17 protein-coding genes are annotated in these 18267 nt (G+C 62.8%); 16 read left to right on the top strand and 1 reads right to left on the bottom strand.

Features of this window, described 5'->3' with window-relative positions; genetic code table 11:
- Nucleotides 1-27 precede the first annotated feature (27 nt).
- The gene (locus WT97_RS19565; RefSeq protein ID WP_060354174.1) at nt 28-1044 is read left to right on the top strand and encodes a hypothetical protein; all 1017 of its coding nucleotides are present in this window, start codon (nt 28-30) and stop codon (nt 1042-1044) included.
- A gap of 197 nt (nt 1045-1241) precedes the next feature.
- Here the strand turns inward: WT97_RS19565 and WT97_RS19570 are convergent, their stop codons facing one another.
- Complete coding sequence (locus tag WT97_RS19570; protein ID WP_060354175.1) at nt 1242-2258, bottom strand: 1-aminocyclopropane-1-carboxylate deaminase; 1017 nt, start codon at nt 2256-2258, stop codon at nt 1242-1244.
- 197 nt (nt 2259-2455) lie between these two features.
- Here WT97_RS19570 and WT97_RS19575 point away from each other — a divergent pair, with 197 nt between their 5' ends.
- The 15 genes from WT97_RS19575 (at nt 2456) to WT97_RS19650 (ending at nt 18264) form a co-directional block, all read left to right on the top strand.
- On the top strand, nt 2456-2956 hold the full coding sequence (locus WT97_RS19575; protein WP_059501736.1) for an Lrp/AsnC family transcriptional regulator: 501 nt from the start codon (nt 2456-2458) through the stop codon (nt 2954-2956).
- Between the two features lie 147 nt (nt 2957-3103).
- Entirely contained in the window at nt 3104-4825 is a 1722-nt protein-coding gene (gene poxB, locus WT97_RS19580; RefSeq protein WP_059795058.1) for a ubiquinone-dependent pyruvate dehydrogenase, read from the top strand.
- A 243-nt stretch (nt 4826-5068) separates the two neighbouring features.
- A complete protein-coding gene (locus WT97_RS19585) occupies nt 5069-5671 on the top strand; it encodes a class I SAM-dependent methyltransferase (protein WP_060354176.1) in 603 nt (200 codons plus the stop codon).
- Between the two features lie 500 nt (nt 5672-6171).
- Complete coding sequence (locus tag WT97_RS19590) at nt 6172-6666, top strand: RNA polymerase sigma factor (RefSeq protein ID WP_059501742.1); 495 nt, start codon at nt 6172-6174, stop codon at nt 6664-6666.
- A 45-nt stretch (nt 6667-6711) separates the two neighbouring features.
- Nucleotides 6712-7722, top strand: a complete 1011-nt coding sequence (locus WT97_RS19600) for a FecR family protein (RefSeq protein ID WP_082751446.1) — start codon at nt 6712-6714, stop codon at nt 7720-7722.
- Between the two features lie 190 nt (nt 7723-7912).
- A complete protein-coding gene (locus tag WT97_RS19605; protein WP_082751447.1) occupies nt 7913-10207 on the top strand; it encodes a TonB-dependent receptor in 2295 nt (764 codons plus the stop codon).
- A 503-nt stretch (nt 10208-10710) separates the two neighbouring features.
- Complete coding sequence (locus WT97_RS19610; protein ID WP_060354179.1) at nt 10711-10992, top strand: H-NS histone family protein; 282 nt, start codon at nt 10711-10713, stop codon at nt 10990-10992.
- Nucleotides 10993-11188: 196 nt separating this feature from the next.
- Entirely contained in the window at nt 11189-11419 is a 231-nt protein-coding gene (locus tag WT97_RS19615; protein WP_060354180.1) for a hypothetical protein, read from the top strand.
- An 89-nt stretch (nt 11420-11508) separates the two neighbouring features.
- Entirely contained in the window at nt 11509-12279 is a 771-nt protein-coding gene (locus WT97_RS19620) for a DUF1120 domain-containing protein (RefSeq protein WP_059501752.1), read from the top strand.
- Between the two features lie 33 nt (nt 12280-12312).
- Nucleotides 12313-13032: a DUF1120 domain-containing protein gene (locus WT97_RS19625; RefSeq protein ID WP_060354181.1), complete on the top strand. Its 720-nt coding sequence runs from the start codon at nt 12313-12315 to the stop codon at nt 13030-13032.
- 61 nt (nt 13033-13093) lie between these two features.
- Nucleotides 13094-13855 (top strand): fimbria/pilus chaperone family protein, encoded by a 762-nt coding sequence (locus WT97_RS19630; RefSeq protein WP_082751448.1) that lies wholly within the window; start codon nt 13094-13096, stop codon nt 13853-13855.
- A gap of 23 nt (nt 13856-13878) precedes the next feature.
- The gene (locus WT97_RS19635; protein WP_060354183.1) at nt 13879-16278 is read left to right on the top strand and encodes a fimbria/pilus outer membrane usher protein; all 2400 of its coding nucleotides are present in this window, start codon (nt 13879-13881) and stop codon (nt 16276-16278) included.
- A gap of 60 nt (nt 16279-16338) precedes the next feature.
- Nucleotides 16339-17013 carry a hypothetical protein gene (locus WT97_RS19640; protein WP_060354184.1) on the top strand — a complete coding sequence of 225 codons (675 nt, stop codon included), beginning with the start codon at nt 16339-16341 and terminating at the stop codon, nt 17011-17013.
- Between the two features lie 150 nt (nt 17014-17163).
- Complete coding sequence (locus tag WT97_RS19645; protein ID WP_059501762.1) at nt 17164-17793, top strand: hypothetical protein; 630 nt, start codon at nt 17164-17166, stop codon at nt 17791-17793.
- Between the two features lie 60 nt (nt 17794-17853).
- The gene (locus WT97_RS19650; RefSeq protein WP_156440288.1) at nt 17854-18264 is read left to right on the top strand and encodes a hypothetical protein; all 411 of its coding nucleotides are present in this window, start codon (nt 17854-17856) and stop codon (nt 18262-18264) included.
- The last annotated feature ends 3 nt before the right edge of the window (nt 18265-18267 follow it).

Below are 18267 nucleotides of genomic sequence, written 5' to 3' on the forward strand. Positions count from 1 at the left end.
GTCCAGTTCGTTTGAAAGGGGACCCCGATGAAAGCCGCTGTACTGATTGCATTGACCTGCCTCGCGCTGACCGCTTGTGGCGGCGACGACAATTCCTCGCCTGTGGCGTCCGGCGGATCGGGGACGAGCAACAACGGTGGCGGCGGGACGGGTGCAGGCGGCACGGGTTCAGGCGGGACGGGTTCGGGCGGCACGGGAAGCGGCGGCAGCGGCGGGTCAGGCGGCAGCACGGTGACGCTGCGCTACGAGACGAAGCCTATCGCATCGGACAAGGCGAGTTTCGTGACGCTCGTCAACGGCGAAGGTGCAAAGGGCTATCGCTATCTGGGCGACTACTTTTACTCGGCCGACAATGCGACGGTTTCGATATTCGTGAACGACGGGACGGCGCCGACCTATACATATCAGCTTCAGGACGCACCGGCCGATGTCGCGAGCTTCGTTGCTCAAGCCAACGCGCAGGGCGCGAGCGGTTACCGTTACGACGGCCCGCTATCGTACGGCTATCTCTATCGGAAGGACGGCGGCTCGTCGTCCACCTATTCGTACGTGAGTGCGGCGCTGCCGACCAGCCAAGCCGCATTTCTTGCGCAGGCAAATGGTCAGGGGCAGTCGGGTTACTGGTTCGTCAGTCCGATGATGGTGGCATCGGGATCCGGCAATCTGTACATGAAGGACAACGCGTCGAGCGCGACCTACACCTACGAAGCGCTGCCGCAAGCGTCGAATGTGGCTGATCTGGTTGCGCAGGCCAACAGCGAGGGGGCGAAGGGCTTTCGTGCGAAGGGGGCGAACATGTTCGGGAGCGATGTCGCATGGGTCTATGTGAAGGACCAGACGCAGTCGCCCACTTTCGCTTATCAGTCGACCGCAATCCAGACGGCCGGCGCCGCCTTTGTTCAGCAGTCGAATAACCTGGCGGCTCAGGGATACGCGTATCTCAGCGACATCGTGACGGGAGGCGGCAGCGCGTCGTTCTATTTCAAACCGACCAACTGCACGGGCTTCCTGTGCACGACGCTGAATCCGCTCACGCAGAACTGAGCGGGCGCGTCCGGGGCGGCTGCATCGCACGGCGCGTTCCGTCGAACATGCCCCGCGCGCATTGAATCGAGTGCCTCAGGTGCGCTACATCCGTGGCCGCATCTTTTGTCGCCGGCTTGCCGGCGACATTTCACTTTGTACGTGTGTCGATCGGGCGCGCCGGAAACGCCGAGCGCGCACTGTCTCGACCGGCGCCGTCAGCCGTTGCGAAAGATCTCGTTGTACGCGCTCAACGCCGGCGCCCCGCCAAGATGCGCGTACAGCACCTTCGATCCCGGCTCGAATTCCCCGAGCCGTACCTTGTCGATCATCGCGTGCATCGATTTCCCTTCATAGACGGGATCGGTCAACATGCCTTCCAGCCGGGCGCACAGGCGAATCGCTTCCAGCGTGCCGTCGCTCGGCAAGCCATACTCGGGGCCGCCGTACCGCGTATCGAGCACGACATCCTGTTCGACGATATCGCGGCCGAGCCCGACCAGCTCGGCCGTATGCCGCGCGATCCGCGTGATCTGTTCGCGCGTCTGCTCGGGCTTCGCCGACGCATCGATCCCGATCACGCGATCCGCGCGCCCGTCGGCCGCGAAGCCGACGACCATGCCGGCCTGCGTGCTGCCCGTCACCGAGCAGACGACGACGTAATCGAACTTGAACCCGAGTGCCGCTTCTTGCGCACGCACCTCCTCCGCGAAGCCGACGAATCCGAGCCCGCCGAGTGGATGCTCGGAACACCCTGCCGGAATCGGATACGGCTTGCCGCCCGCCTGCCGCACGCTCTCCATCGCTTCTTCCCAACTGCGGCGAATGCCGATGTCGAAGCCGTCGGAGACGAGCCGCACGTCGGCGCCCATCATCCGGGACAACTGAATGTTGCCGACCCGGTCGTACACCGGATCTTCATAGTTGACCCAGTGTTCCTGCACGAGCACGCACCTCATCCCGAGATGCGCGGCGACGGCCGCCACCTGGCGCGTCTGGTTCGACTGCACGCCGCCGATCGACACGAGCGTATCGGCGCCCTGCGCGAGCGCGTCCGGAACGAGATATTCGAGCTTGCGGGTCTTGTTGCCGCCGAATGCGAGGCCGCTGTTGCAGTCCTCGCGCTTCGCATACAGCTCGACCTTGCCGCCGAGATGCGCGCTCAGGCGCTTGAGTGGCTGGATGGGTGTCGGGCCGAACGTCAGCGGATAGCGGGGGAAGCGTTGCAGGTTCATCGGCGGGGGCTCCGGAAAGGGGAACAAGACGGGAAAGCGGATCGTTCGGGCGCTGCCGGCAGGCTGGGCTCCGATGCAAAAGATGATAGGCAGAAGCGCGGGAAATGAGCTTGCGAAATGAATTGTGTAGACCTACGTTATCGACGATATGAATGCAGGTTAAGCAATTTCAATTCGTTGAAATGGGAGTTGACGCAATGAAATTAGATGGCGGCAGTACATCGCGAGCCGACGCCGCACCGACGCTCGACCGCATCGACCGCGCGATCCTGCGGCAACTGCAGCAGGATGCGTCGATCTCGAACGTGAGCCTCGCGGCGAAAGTGAAGCTGAGCGCGCCGGCGTGCCTGCGGCGCGTCGAGCGGCTCAAGGAAATGGGGCTGATCCGCGGCATCGTCGCGTTGCTCGAACCGAAGCCGCTCGGCGCCGGGATGTTGGTCGTGATCGGCTTCGTACTCGATCGCTCGACGCCGGAAGCGTTCGCCGCGTTCGAGAAGGCGGCGCAGAAAGTGTCGGGGTGTGTCGAATGCCACGTCGTGACGGGAGAGTTCGACTACTTCATGCTCGTGCGCACGCGCGACAACGACAGCTTCAACCGGCTGCATGCCGAGCAGTTGCTTTACTTGCCGGGCGTGCGGCAAGTGCGCTCGTTCATGGTCCTCAAGGAAATCCTGTCGACGCATGCGCTGCCGCTGTAGCGCGGCAGGGCGGCGGGTTTTCGCGTCGGGCGTCCGCGCGGAACGAATCGCGATTGCACCGTTCATACGCCGATTCGCGTCCTTGACTATCATGCGCCGATGCAGGGCAGATGCTGCATGTCGCGACAACCCAACTGTGAGGGCATCATGGCAAGACAGACGATGGCGGAATATCTGGCGAAGACGCTTGCAGCAGCGGGCGTCGAGCGCATCTGGGGCGTGACGGGCGACAGCCTGAACGGCCTGTCGTTCAGCTTGAGCCAGATCGGCTCGATTCGCTGGATGCACACGCGGCACGAGGAAAGCGCGGCGTTCGCGGCCGGCGCCGATGCGGCGTCTACCGGGCGGCTCGCGGTGTGCGCGGGCAGTTGCGGCCCCGGCAACCTGCACCTGATCAACGGGTTGTACGACTGCCACCGCAACCACCAGCCGGTGCTCGCGATCGCCGCGCACATTCCGTCCACGGAGATCGGCCTCGGTTACTTCCAGGAAACCCATCCGCAGGAGCTGTTCCGCGAGTGCAGCCACTTCGCCGAACTCGTGACGAACGCATCGCAGTTCCCGCGCGTGCTGGCGCGCGCGATGCGCACCGCGATCGACGAGCGCGGCGTGGCGGTGATCGTGCTGCCGGGCGATATCGCGCTCGGCGACGGTCCGGACGAGGCGCCGGCGTGGAGCGAAGCGGCGCCGCCGTCGATCCTGCCGGCCGATGCCGATCTCGACCGGCTCGCGGCGCTGCTCAACGGGTCCGACGCGGTCACGCTGCTGTGCGGCAGCGGCACGCAGGGCGCGCACGACGAAGTGGTCGCGCTGGCCGACACGCTCGGCGCGCCGGTCGTGCACGCGCTGCGCGGCAAGCAGTTCGTCGAATGGGACAACCCGTTCGACGTCGGAATGACCGGGCTGATCGGTTTCAGCTCCGGCTATCACGCGATGGAATCGTGCGACACGCTGCTGATGCTCGGCACCGATTTCCCGTATCGGCCGTTTTATCCGACCCATGCGAAGGTCGCGCAGATCGACTGGAAGGGCTCGCAACTCGGCCATCGCGCGCCGCTCGCGCTCGGGCTCGTCGGCACCGTGAAGGAAACTATCGCGGCGTTGCTGCCGCGGCTCACGCGCAAGACGCAGCGGCGCTTCCTCGAGAATGCGCTGAAGCACTACGCGGCCGCGCGCAAGGGGCTCGACGATCTCGCGGTGGCCGAGCCGCCGGGCCGCGCGATTCATCCGCAGTACCTGACGAAGATCGTCGACGAAGTCGCGGCCGACGACGCGATCTTCACGGCCGACGTCGGCACGCCGACACTCTGGGCCGCGCGCTACCTGACGATGAACGGCAAGCGGCAACTGCACGGCTCGTTCAACCACGGGTCGATGGCGAATGCGATGCCGCAGGCGCTCGGCGCGCAGGGCGCGCATCCGGGCCGGCAGGTCGTGTCGCTGTCGGGCGACGGCGGCCTGTCGATGCTGCTCGGCGATCTGTTGAGCGCACGCCAGTTGAAGCTGCCGATCAAGATCGTCGTGTACAACAACAGCCTGCTCGGCTTCGTGTCGATGGAGCTGAAGGCGGCCGGCTATCTCGACACGAACGTCGACCTGAGCCCGACCGACTTCGCGGCGATCGCGAAGGGCGCGGGTATTTTCAGCGTGCGCGTCGAGCATTCGGAGAACGTCGAGCACGCGTTGCGCACGGCGTTCGAGCATGACGGGCCGGCCGTGGTCGACGTCGTCACGTCGAAGTACGAGCTCGCGATGCCGCCGAAGATCGAGCTTGCGCATGCGAAGGGCTTCAGCCTGTTCATGCTACGCGCGATCCTCAGTGGGCGCGGCGACGAGATCGTCGAGCTGGCGAGAACGAATTTGCGGTGAGAGGGCGGCGCAAGCGGGACGGGCACCGGCCGCTGATCCGGCACGAATTGATCGGGTAAATCAGGGACAATCTTCACGTCACCTTAAGTTTGCGTTTCCTAGAATCGATTGATCGTCGCGTGTTCCGCGGCGGACCGATTCGCCCAGGAGGATGCGCATGAACCTTGCCCGTGTCGCCGTAGCCCTGTCCCGCGCGGTCATCGGCACCCCGCCGCCGACCGCGCAAGCGCCGGAGACCCGCCTATGACGTGGCCGAACGCGTGGCGTGTCTCGGCACTGTTCGTGCGCGAGTGGGTCGGCCGGCCGGCCGCGGTGGGCGCGTTGTGCCCGAGTTCGCGGCATCTGGCGCGCGAGATGGCCGATGCGGTGCCGGACGGCGACGGGCTGGTCGTCGAACTCGGCGGCGGCACCGGCGCGATCACCGCGGCGCTGCTCGAACGCGGCGTCGCGCCCCGGCGTCTCGTGGTGGTCGAACGCTCGCCGGCGTTCGTGCGGCATCTGCGGCGACGCTTTCCCGGGATCTCGATCGTGTCGGGCGACGCGCGGCAACTCGAGCGGCTGCTGCCGCCGGGGGCCACGGTCGACGCGATCGTCTCGTGCCTGCCGCTGCGCACGCTGCCGCGTGACGACGTGGCGGCGATCGTCGGTCAATGTCGTCGCGTGCTGGGGGCCGACGGTGTGATGATTCAGTTTACGTACGATTTGCGGCCGCCTGGCCGCCATCCGCTAGGTGATTCGGCATTTACTGCCTGCAGTAGCCGGATCGTCTGGGCAAATTTTCCACCTGCGCGCATCGTGACCGTGCGCAATGCTGCTGCAGAAACGCCGCGACTCGTCGAGTATTGACATCATGCTTCCGTGCTGGAACGCGCTGACGACGCGTTGCGCAGCGATTGCGGCATGCGTTTCTACGTCCACGGCTCCGTCGGCCTGGATTTCGAGTGCGTACGATGCGTTCCGCGGCGGTGCCGACAGCTCCAGTTTTCAATATTGCGATGTCGTGCGTTCGATTGTGCACGGCCAGATCCGATGTCGATTTAAATGTTCTCTGAATTGACCGGACTGCCTCGACACGAATCGTCAAAGTCAATTTTCAATTGTTGACAGTGATGGATGAGTCTTGTGCGAGAATTCAGTATGCATGGCGTAAGGTTTTGACGCGATATTCTCCATACGAGACATCGGATCGTCGATTTCCGTGCAGGGACGATTCTGTTGGCGTGCGCTGATCGACGCGTTCAGGTACAGGCACCGTGAACGGAGCGATGGACGCGCGGTTAAAAAGGGGCGGGGTCGCTGGGGATTTTCGGCGCCCCATGACATTCGACTGACGAACGGGGCGATAAATGTCTGGCGTGCTGGACGAGCTTCTGCGAGGCTACAGCGACCTGCGCCGCTATCTTTCCAGGCGGCTGAGCAGCGACGACGCTGCCGATCTTGCGCAGGCTTCGTTCGAGGTGGCGCTTCGCTATGCTCAGCAGAACGAAGTGCGGTCGCCGGCTGCGCTGATGTTCCATGTTTCGAATAACTTGCAGATCGATGCGGCGCGACGCCGCCGATTTTTCCCCCAGCAATTGTGCGAAGACGTCGGCGACGAAGGCATTGACCGGCTCGTGCGTTCCGATGTGACGCCGGAGCGCGAATGCATCGCGCGCGAGTCTCTCGATCAGGTGACGCGGGCGCTGGACGGGTTGCCGCCCCGGTGCCGTGAAGCATTCGTGCTTTGCAAGTTGCATGGCCTTTCGTACGAAGAGGCAGCGCAGGAAATGGACATCAGTCCGACCGTCATCAAGAAGTACCTGGTTCAGGCAATGAAAGCGTGTCGGGACGCTGTGCTATAACTGCGCAACCGCGCGCATTGCACGGGGCCGCCGTTGACAGTCGACATGCCACTTACCCAGGCCGAGATAGACAAAGCCGATGACTTGCTCGTTTCGCTGATGTTCGGTAGCGACGCGGAGAAGTCGCGCGCGCAAATCGAGCTTGAATCGTGGGCGGGCAATATTCCGGAGCGGCGCCAGTACCTGGCTGATCATCATGCGGCGGAGCGCGTCGTCGATGCACTGAGCGACGACCTCGGCCGACGGTACAAGCGGCACGTAGGTCCCGCCGTTCACCCTCCAGCTCGTACCGAAGAGCGAATTTCCCAGCCTGTGCCGAGCGGCCGGCGTACGGGTGTTCGCGTAGCGACCTATGGCGCCGCGCTCGCATTGTTCGGCGCAATTTCGACGCTCTGGATCGTCAACCCGATCCTGACGAGCCAGCACCTGCGAACCTCGATCGGCGAGCACGTCGATGTCGCACTCGCCGATGGCAGTCACGTTACGCTCAATACCGATACGGAAGTGATCTTCGTGAACCGGCTCCGCTCGCGCGATGCGACGATTCAACGGGGCGAGGCGCTGTTCTCGGTTGCCCATAGCCTGGTGCGGTCGTTCGACGTGTCGGTGGGCACGGCCAACGTCCGGGATATCGGCACGCGCTTCACGGTGCGGAAAATGACCGATGGCGTGGACGTTGCCGTGCTGGAAGGCCGGGTCGAGCTGACTGCGTCCGCAGGCGCTGCGCCGGTACCGTTGCAGGCCGGCCAGGCCGCGCGCGCCGATCGCGTGGGGAACGTCGAACTGCAGGACCAACAGCAGTTCGATGCGATGGTCGGCTGGAAGGATAACCGCCTGCAATTCAACGGGACGCCGTTGCGGGACGTCGTCCACGAAGTGCAGCGCTATCGCAAGCAGCCGATCGTGCTCGCCGATGCACGGGTGGGCGACTATCGCGTGACGGGCGGGTTTTCCAGTGCGGACCCCGACTTGCTGTTGAAGACGTTATCGAGCGTCGTGCCGGTGACCGTCGACATTCAGCCGGCGGGTACGGCCGTGATTGCGCCGCGTCGTTGATACGCTCGACGGCATGCGTCGCCTGACCGTCTGGGTGCGGACTGCCGCTATCGAAGGCGGCTGTCGGTAAAAATAATTGCAGGCTGCCGACTGGTCCCTTCCTGCGTCTCGTTCGCCTCGTTGACAAAGAGGTGCGTGGCGCGTGTGTCGCGTCGATCAGGTGCAAAGGGACGAAGTGGGGCGGGCGAGCATGGGAAAAGCACGGGCGGGCAACAGGATGAAGGGGCTGGCGCGCGCCGCTGCCGCCCTGTGGATACTGTTCAGTTCGCCGCTCCATGCTCAATCGGCCGTCGAGTTGCCCGCCCAGCCGCTGGGCAGTGCACTGGTACGTCTGGCGAGCGCCATGGGCGTCAACATTCTCGCGCCCGACAAGCTCGTTGCGGGCCGGCAAGCGCCGGCCGTATCGGGGCACATGTCGTTGCGCGACGCGCTCGATCGCCTGTTGGCCGGCACCGGACTGAAAGCCGTGGCACGCGGCGACAAGACTTATGTGATCGAGGCGTCGTCTTCGGCGCCGCAATCGGCGCTGCCGGAGTCGGCTGAATCCGTGTTGCCGACGATCGAGGTCAACGCGAGCGCGATTTCCGACGCGCAGGGCTTCGTGAGCGAATCGTCGAGCGCGGCGACTCGCACCGACACACCCATCGTGCTACTCCCGCAGTCGATTCAGATTCTGAACCGGAAGTTGCTCGAGAGTCAGGGTACGCAGTCGGTATCCGATGCGCTCGCTTATCTCGGCGGCGTGACGACGAGCAATTACGGCGGCGTCCAGGCCCAGGCGACCGTCCGCGGATTCAATGCGCCGGTGACGGTCAACGGTCTGCCGACGGCGCTCGGGCTGAGTTCGCAGGTCGCCGGCGCGTTGAGCATCCCGATCGACGGCATCGAGAAGGTCGAGGTGCTCAGGGGGGCGGACTCCATTCTGGCCGGCGCAATGGATCCGGGCGGGATCGTCAACGTCGTCACCAAGCAGCCGACCGAGAAGCCGGTGCGCGAGGTGGCGATGCAGGTCGGCTCGTTCGGGGACTGGAAACAGGCGATCGACCTGGGTGGCCCGTTCGGCGGCGACAAGCGCCTGACTTATCGTTTTGTCCTGTCGGCCGAGAGAACCGGCGAGAGCACGTATGGATACGACGGTTCCAAATCCCTCTACGTCGCACCGTCGGTGAGCTGGAAATCGGCCGGCACATCGATCGTCGTCGGCTACCGTCATCAGGTGCAGGACGTGCCGCTCAATGCGACGACGCTGTTCGGCCCTGACGGGTCGCCGGCGAAAGTGTCCTTGCCGACGGCCCAGCCTGGCGGGACCCTCGTCCAGTCGGACGACGTCGACGTCGATTTCAAGCATCGATTCAACGAGATCTTCTCGATCGAAAGTCGCACCGTTTATTCGCGCTATATCGAGAAATATTCGAATACCGGATACTGGCCGGTATCTTTTGCTTCGACTCCCGACTCGGCCTACTTCAATGCACTGGCCGGTGATCATCATGTACTCAACGTATTGACCGACAACAACCTGAATGCCCGATTCTCGACCGGCCCCGTCAAGCACGTGGTACTCGCCGGGTTCCAGTATTCGGTGAGCTGGGAAAGTTCAAGTCTCCCGGCCGGTGGCGACAGTTTGCTGGCGGCGCCATTCCCGAGCCCTGTATTGCCTCCCTATAACGGGTCGTTCGTCTACAACGATCCCGGGAAAAATTACTTCAGCAACACGTATCTGCAAGATCAATTGTCCTGGGGGCGGCTGCATGTGACGGCGAGCGTCGCCTATGGGAAGTCGCAGTCGCCCGGCGCGGCATCCCAGCATGCGTGGTTGCCCAATTTCGGCGTGCTTTACGAGCTGACGGACACCTTGTCCGTCTACGCGAGCTCGATGCGCAGCTTCTATCCGCGACACGGTTATACGTTGACGACAGGCGGGACGCCGCCGCCGTATTCGGGACGTTCCGTCGAGGCAGGCGTGAAGCTGAATCTGCTCGACGATCGCCTGGCGTTGACCGCGGACGTGTTTCGAACCGAGTCGGCAACTGTCGTTCAGCCAATCCCGGGTACCGGCCTCGTCGATCTGCAAGGTGGACAGGTGACCCGCGGTGTCGAGGCCAGCGCAACCGGGCGGTTGTTGCCCGGCCTCAACCTCAATGCGAGCTACGCCTACAATGCCGTGCAAAGCGGCCCGGGTCTGCCGCGTCACGCGGGTTCGTTGTGGCTGACCTACGATCTTCAGGGCGAACGGTTGAAGGGCTGGGGCGGCGGCATCGGCGTGCTGGCGCGTACCGAAACATTCGTCGGGGAAGGCAGCAATCGCTTGCCGGGGCAGGCCCAAACCGACTTCGGCATCTGGTATCGGGCGAAGCACTGGTCCACCACGCTCAGCGTCAAGAACGTATTTGATCGTGTGCTCTACCAGTCTGGTGCAACCAACAATCAAGCGTTTCTGCAGCCCGGCAGGCTGGTCTATCTGACGGCACGCCGCGACATCTAGCCTCGGCGCCTTCCGTACCGGCAACCGGCCGCAACGGTATCGTGCCGCGCGGCATCGATGCCGAATGCCGCCGGGAGCAGCAGTCCCGGCTCGGACCGAGGCAGACGGCAGTCATTGAAATATAAAAGCATAATCAATGTCGGAGGCCCGATAGAGATTTTTGCAAAAAATCGGCTGGTCCGTTTTCCTGCGTCATTCGCCTTTGCATATAGAGACGTCGAAACGACTTCGTCTGGCAATCGACAGTTGGCTCGTCACGCCGGCTGGGCGTTCGTACGGCATCAGCGTATGGCCGATCGAGAGCGGAGCGTCCCCGTCGACGAACTCGACAAGGCAGTGAGGTGGTGTTGGCATCGATTCGAAGCGTGAAACTCCATGGCAATCGATATGGATTCCTGATTGTATGGGGGCGGCGATGACATGTCGGTGATGCGGATCGTCATTCTGTTAAGGATTTGGTCAAGCACTGAAGTCCGGAGCAGAGGAATAGGGTCGGGCGTGCGATGGATAAATTCACCAGATATGTACAAAGGAAATGTGAGCTGGAGGCGCAGATCGCCAGGGACCGTGAGCTGGTCCGTGACGAAATCCTCATTGAAATCATGCTTGCGATCGAAGAATTCAACTTTGATTCGAGCGAGCTTTTTCCTGGCGGAAAGAAGCGAAAAATCAAGCCGAAATACTTTGATCCGCAAAGCGGGGCGGTGTGGAGTGGAAGAGGGCGTGAGCCGCTCTGGTTGAAAGGCAAGAATAGGCGAGATTTCGAACTCGAGTCGACGGAGTGACGCGAAACGGCGTAGCAGGAGGCGGCTGCGAATAATGCCGCCGCAGTTCCCGGTGCATCGAGACGTCGAGGTTCATACAGCTTTGGCCGTGTCCGGTAATCCTCGTAACCGGACACTTTGCGCATCATCACCCCTCATGCGCACTTTTTATTCTGAAAGACGGAGATTGGTGGCGGACGCTATTGAGGAATGAGACGTGAGTACATTTCGGGAAGTCAGAATCCAGGCGTTGCAGCAGGCGTTGATGGACGAAGCGCGTGGATTTTGGATCGACAACGAAGTGGCGGAAAGCGTGATCGCCAAACTCGACAACGTGACGCTGGCTGCAAGGATATCGATTGTCAATCGGAGATCGGCATCCACGGAGAGAGATGAATTGCAGAATCGGCTTGATCTAAATGGCGACGCGTCGAACTCGTCGTCGTGACATGAAACTGATTATTTCAAGGAGGTGGACGGATTTCATTGATGGTTTTTTCTGGATGAACAAATTTGATCGACATGTGGAAGGTTGAAATGAAACTCAACAAGAAATTCACCCTGCTTGCGGCCATTTCGCTGCTCGCAAGCGCATCGACGGCTTTCGCCGCATCTTCGGGGACGCCGGTTGCATCGTCGGCAACGGGCACGCTCGCCGTGACCGGGGCGCTCGTTCCCGGCACCTGCAACGTCACGTTGCAAGGTGGCGGCAAAGCCGATTACGGCACCATCAGCAGCGCATCGCTGAATGCTTCGTCGACGACCGGTACCGCACTGCCTACCTCGGCGCCGATTCCGATGACCGTGTCCTGTTCGGCTCCCACGCAGATCGCCTTCCGGATTCTGGACAATCGCGCTGCCAGCCTGACAAGCATCAAGTCCGGCAGCAATGTGACGTTGCAACTGAACAGCGGCACCGTTGCGAAATGCGCGTCCTCGTGCCCGGGCTATCTGGCCTACGGTCTCGGTACGGTCAGCAGCACGAACAACACTGCCGTGGGCGTTTATTCGATCACCGCGGACACGTTTGCGGTCGATGGAACCGCGGGTGCGGCTGCCGCGACCTACGGCGCGGACAGCAAGGGCAGCTTCGGTCCTTACTCGCACGCGACCGCAGTTCAGGCGTATTCGCAACCGAGTGGGTACTGGACCTGGGTTTCGAGCGTCACCGCCACCGCACCGGTAATGGGTCAGGTGTTTACGACGAATCTGTATGTCACACCGACGATCAACAACACCAGCGCGCTTCCGTTGAACACGAATATCAAGCTCGACGGCAACGCGACCGTCACGATTTTCTATATCTGATGTTCGAGCGTGACACATTAGCTTGAGGACGACATGAAAAAACGAATCATCGAAGCGGCGCTTGCTGGCGCCGCACTGAGTCTGGCCGGCGCATCGTTTGCTGGCCCGCCCGTTCCCGGCCCGACCGCGACGCTGACGGTGACGGGCACGATCACGCCGCCGTCGTGCACGCTGTCGCTCGGCGCAAACGGTAATGCAGCATTCGGCACGACGCCGCTGAGCAGCATTTCCAACAATGCGACCGGCACCGTGCTGACGAATCCGCAGACGGTCCCGTTGACGATCACCTGCACCGGCAATACGCAGGTGGCATTCGGCGTCAAGGACAACCGCGCAGCCAGCGTGGTGAGCGGGCTGACGGCCAACTGGGCGTCGGGTATCGCAGCAGGGACGACGAGCGCGACGAATGCGTTCGGCCTCGGCCAGGCGAGCTCGAAGAACATCGGGGCTTACACGCTGACGGCCAACACGTTCGCGGTGGGTGGCACGGCCAAGACCCCGGCCACGATCACGTTGTCGAATGAGACGCTGGCGCCCGCGGCGTCGACGTCGGCAGGCCTGGCCGTGAACCCCAGCGACGCCACCAACCTGATCACGTGGGCGGACAGCTCGTCGTCGACGGCCGCATCGATCGGCCAGACCTTCACCGCCAACATTGTCGTGACGCCGACGGTGAATCAGTCGAGCGCACTGCCGACGAGCGGCAACATCACGTTCGACGGCAACGCGACGTTCACGGTGTATTACCTGTAAGGGCCTCGAGGCGCCGTCTCGCCGGCGCCTCGTCTTCAAGACGTTTTCTCTCGTGCTTATCATGAAAAACAGGATTGCTAATAAATATGGCGTGCCGATTATCGCCAGCCTCGCGCTGTTAAGCACGACAAGCCATGCAGACAACCTCAAGCTCGAGTCCTCGGTGGTACTGGTCGATGCAGGAAAGGGGGAGGCGTCGCTTGGCGTACTCAACAACGACAAAGGCCCGTTGCTGATGGTGACGCGCCTGGAGAAGATCCCGGAAGAACCGGTGCAGCGTCTGACCGTCACCCCGCCGGTCGCACGGGTCGAGCCGGGCGATACGCAGGTCGTACGATTCTTCCTGGTCAGCAAGGACGACATCAAGGTCGAGCATCTGGAGCGCGTCAGTTTCGAAGGCGTCCCGCCGAAAGACGACAACTCCGTTCACATCTCGATCAGGCAGAACATTCCCGTGATCATCCGGCCGAAGAATCTGGCCCGGAACGACGAGCCGTGGAAGCTGCTGACATGGGCTCGCAACGCGTCCGGATTCTCGGTGAAGAATCCCGGCCCGTACGTCGTGCGCATGGCGCAAGCGGCGACGCTTCTGCCAAGCAAGACCGCGGTTGCATTGCCCCGGACCTACATCCTGCCGGGAGAGACGCTCGATATCAAGACGAAAGCCCCGAGCGCGTCGGATACGGACATCGAAATCAGTCCGGCTTCGCTGTACGGCTACATCGTCGGCAAGTATCCCGCGAAGATCGGCTCGTCCACCGCTGACGCGGCAACCGCGTCGACCGGCGCGGCCTCCGCCATGGCCACGAGCAATCCTCAATAACAAATCGGCGGCCCATCACCTACATGCAATACCCAGAATGCTTCCCGACGCGGACGCTGACGCACTGCATCCTGCTTGGTCTCGGCGCCGTATCGGCAGCGCATGCGGCCGACACGAAATTCGACGTGGAGACGCTCAAGTCGATGGGTATCTCGCCGGCGGTGGCGGATTACTACAGCGCCGAGCCGCGGTTTCCGTCCGGCGCGAACGCGGTGACGCTGATCGTCAACGGGACGCGGATGGCGACGACAACGGTGCAGTTCGATCGGAACGGCGCACCGTGCCTGACGCACGACGTGCTCGATCGTGCCAACGTCGAATGGCCGGGGCGCGAAGCGGCGACGGCTTGCGTGAACCTCAAATCGGTTTATCCGGATGCGGTCACGACGCCGAAGCCGTCGCAGAACACGCTCGAATTGCTCGTGCCGCCGGAAGCGGTGCGCTCGCGGGATCCCGCGCCCGTCTACGGGCAAGGCGGCCGGGGCGCGATGCTGAACTACAACCTGTTCACGGTTCGCACGCAGGCGCCCGGCTCGCATAGCAACACGTATTACGCAGACACGACGTTCGGCTTCAACGCGGGCGACTGGCTGTTTCGAAGCCACGAAATCTACTCGGGGCAGGACGGCAAAAGTCAGTTCCAGCATCAGGAAGCCTATATCCAGCGCACGTTCACGCAATACAAGTCGACGTTTCAGGCAGGCCAACTGAGTCTGCGCAGCAATCTGTTTTCCGCGCCGCTGTTTACCGGTGTGCAGATTTTCCCGGAAATGCAGCTCGGCGAAGACAGCAGCACGAGCGTCTCGGGAATCGCGCAGACACCTTCCCGAGTCGAGGTGAGGCAAGCCGGCGTGCTGATCTATTCGACGCTGGTTCCGTCCGGGCCGTTTACGCTGAACCGGCTGCCGCTGATCAACGGCAGTTCGGACCTGCAGGTCACCGTGATCGAGGCCAACGGCTCTCGGCACGGGTTCATGGTGCCTGCCGCGTCGTTCGCCAACAATTTCGTCTCGCCGGAGAAGGGCGTGTCGTTCGCGATGGGCAAGCCGCGAACGATCGGCGGCGACGTCTCGTATCTGCGGAGCAACTGGTTCGTGACCGCGACGGACGTGATGCCGCTGCCGCACCTCCACGCGAACCTGACCACGGGGCTGCTGGTGGGGCAAGACTATCGGTCGATCGGGCTGGCGGTGGACGGTTCGCCGACGCGGCGCGTTCGCGCGTATGTGCGCTCGGTATTCGCAGACGACGCGCGCATCGACCACAAGGGCTTCAAGGGACAGTCGGGGATCAGTGCGATCCTGACCGAAGCGATGGCGCTCAGCGCATCGGTGACGCATCAGACTCGCGGTTACCGCGAGCTGGCCGACTCGCCGAGCTATCTCGACCTGTACTACGCGAACACGAAAGACACGTTCAATACCACGGTGTCCTATTCGACACGGAATTTCGGTGGCTTCAGTGCCGGCTACACGCGCATTGCCAGTTTCGACGGTTCGAACAGCAACCGCGCGCTGCTGAGCTGGAACAAGAATTTCAAGAAGGTATCGGTGTCGGTGAGCGCGGATATCGGTTCCGGGCGCGGCATGTCGAACCTGTACTACGCGAACATCAGCTTCCCGATCGGCGACAACGCCGGATACGTGTCGGCCAACGTATTCCGCACCGGCGACCAGACCCAGGCTGGCGTCACCTACGACCAGCAGGTCAACGACTACTTCGGCTACAACGTGGCCGCGGCGACGCAGGCGCCCGGCGGGCATCAGAACTACAGCGCAAGCGTTCGCGTGCTGCCCAAGTACACGCAGTTCGGCGCAACGGCCACTGCGACGAGCGACAGCGCGCAGTCCTATTCGGCAAGCCTGACCGGCGGCGTTGCGTTCGACGGCGTGCATCCGCTGTTCTCGCCGTATGCGATCGGCGATACCTATGCGGTCATGCAGGCGGGCGACCTGTCGGGTGCGCGCATCGTCACGCCGGCGGGCCCGGTATGGACGGACTATTCGGGCCGCGCCGTCGCGCCCAACCTGACGCCGTATCGCAACAGCCGTCTCGAGCTTGGCGTCGACGGGCTGCCGCGAAACGTGGAGGTGAAGGATGCCGTCAACGTGCTCGACGCGGGGCGCGGTTCGGTCGGTCGTGTGGCGTTCAAGGCGGTACGCATCCGTCGCCTTCTGCTGACGGTGCACGATGCCCAAGGCAAGTCGCTCGAAGGGGCGAGCGTGCTGGCGCCGGACGGCCGGTTCCTGACGATCGTCGGCCCCGAAAGCAAATTGTTCGTCGACGCCGAGCAGTTCGCAAACGGCGCGCTTCAGCTCAAGCCCGAGTCCGGGCCGGCGTGCTTCATTCACTTCAAGCCGAATGCGCATCCGGATGACAACGCGATCTACGAGACCGCGTCGACCGTGTGCGCGGGGAACTGATTCATGTCGAATCTATCGAGTACGAGTCGAACGCTGGTCGCGACAGTCATCGCGTGTTGCATGACGCCGGCGCACGCCGGTTTGCCGTTGCCGGGCCAGCCGTTCAATCAGGGTATGCCCGTCGCGCCGGGTCAGGCACTCTCGCCAGGCCAGGTTGTGGCGCCGGGCAGGAATATCGCGTCATTCAACAAGGGGCCGTTCGGGCGTATCGGGCAAGCGATCGGCACGCCGGGGAACGCATCGTCCGAATGTGTGCTGACGCTGAGCAGCGCGAAGATCGATTTCGGGCGCTACAACAGCGGAGCGGCGGCAAATGCGGCACCCGGCACGCAGATCCCGATCGGCACCCGGGGGACGAATCTGCAGGTTGCCTGCCCGCAGCCCGGGTATGTCGCGATCACGTTGCATGGGCAGACGCGTCCGGACGGGGCTCGATATGCGTTCGGGCAGTCGGGTGACGTGACCGTTACCGCACGTTCGGCACAAGCCGACGGGCGGACGATTCGCGTCGGGCTGGTCGACACGCCCGGACAGGTTCCGCAGATCTGGCAGGACGAAGTGAAGTGGCTGCCGGGGAAGACGCTGGTGCTGGGCGAGCCGAACGTTACGCCGTTCAGCCAGGCGAGCGTTCAGCTGACCGTCGAAGCGAATCTCGACTCGACCAAGGCGCATCCGACCGGTGCGTTGTCGCTGACGAATTCGCTTCAGTTCAGTCTGTTCCGCTGGGAAAAGTAGCGACGCGACGGCGACGCAGGTTTCGACGGACGGCAACGGATGCATCGAGCGTATTGGAAGAACGGGTATGAAGCCATGTGTCGATGCCTGTCAGCCGTACTGGAACGGCATCCCCGAGGTAATGATCGATCGGAATCGAGGAGAAAATCGGTGACCAATACGCAGCACTATTCGGCGGCGATCATGTCGGACGGACAACGCATTCTCGACGTCATCGAGCCGGGCCGAGCCTACGAGCCGGCCAGATTGGCCAGTCAACTCGGCTTGAGAACCTCGGCGGTTCGGGCGTGGCTGGAACACTGGGTCGCTGCCGGCAAGCTTGAACAAGGCATGTTTCAGAACGCCGACGGCGGCCGCAGGGTGTGTTTCTTTCTTCCTTCGGGCAACACGCCGTTGTGCGCTCACGACGAAGCCCGGCGTGTGGTCGAGGTGCGTGCGCATGACGTACTCGAGGCGATGAAGCCGGGTGTCGGCCATCGTGTCCGGGAAATCGCGACGCGGCACGTGCTGCCGCTACACCGGGCGACGGCGCTGCTCTCCCTGTTGCTCCGGGATGGGCGGGTGATCAGGAAAACGGGGGGCGGAACTCACCGCCGGTACGACCTGTACTACGTCGCGGGCACCGAGCCCGATTCCGTCACGCGGGTCGCGGCAACGCCTGCACCGGCACATACGCACGCGACGGCACCGTTGTCCAGTCAACCTGCGTACGACGCCGAATATGCCCGCGCGCTGCGATCGCTGCGCGACATCTGCACGGCGAACCGTGGTCGATCGTAGCCGGTTCGTCGAGAGACGAATGTAATCGTTCATGTGAGCACGCGTGTCGCGAGGAAACGAATGAGCCGAATTCAACAGCGCCACGGAAGACGTATGGGCGAGCATCTGTTCAATCGCTGGATCGCTGCGGGGCTCTTCAACGGCGATATCGAGAAAGCGGGTGGAAGTACGGCCAACGAACGAAGCCTGATGTGCGACATGCTGGCCAGCCGGCTGGCCGTCGCGTTTCTCAAGGGCGAGGTCACCTGTGACGCCGGGCTTCGTGCGATGGGAAATCTGATCGTTGTTTCGAATACGCACTTGTCTCCATTTTGCTGGGCGGTTTTCGACGCATTTGCGGCCGGGATTTATGGTGCAGATGAAATCTCGATATATCTTGATCCGGTTCTGACGTTCACGGTCCCGCAGATAAAACAGGCACTTGCGCGCCACGAGAATGGGCGCGAAGCCGGTGCGCAGGCTTCCGGGTAGCTG

It is taken from the genome of Burkholderia sp. MSMB1459WGS (assembly GCF_001534535.1).
Classification (GTDB): Bacteria; Pseudomonadota; Gammaproteobacteria; order Burkholderiales; family Burkholderiaceae; genus Burkholderia.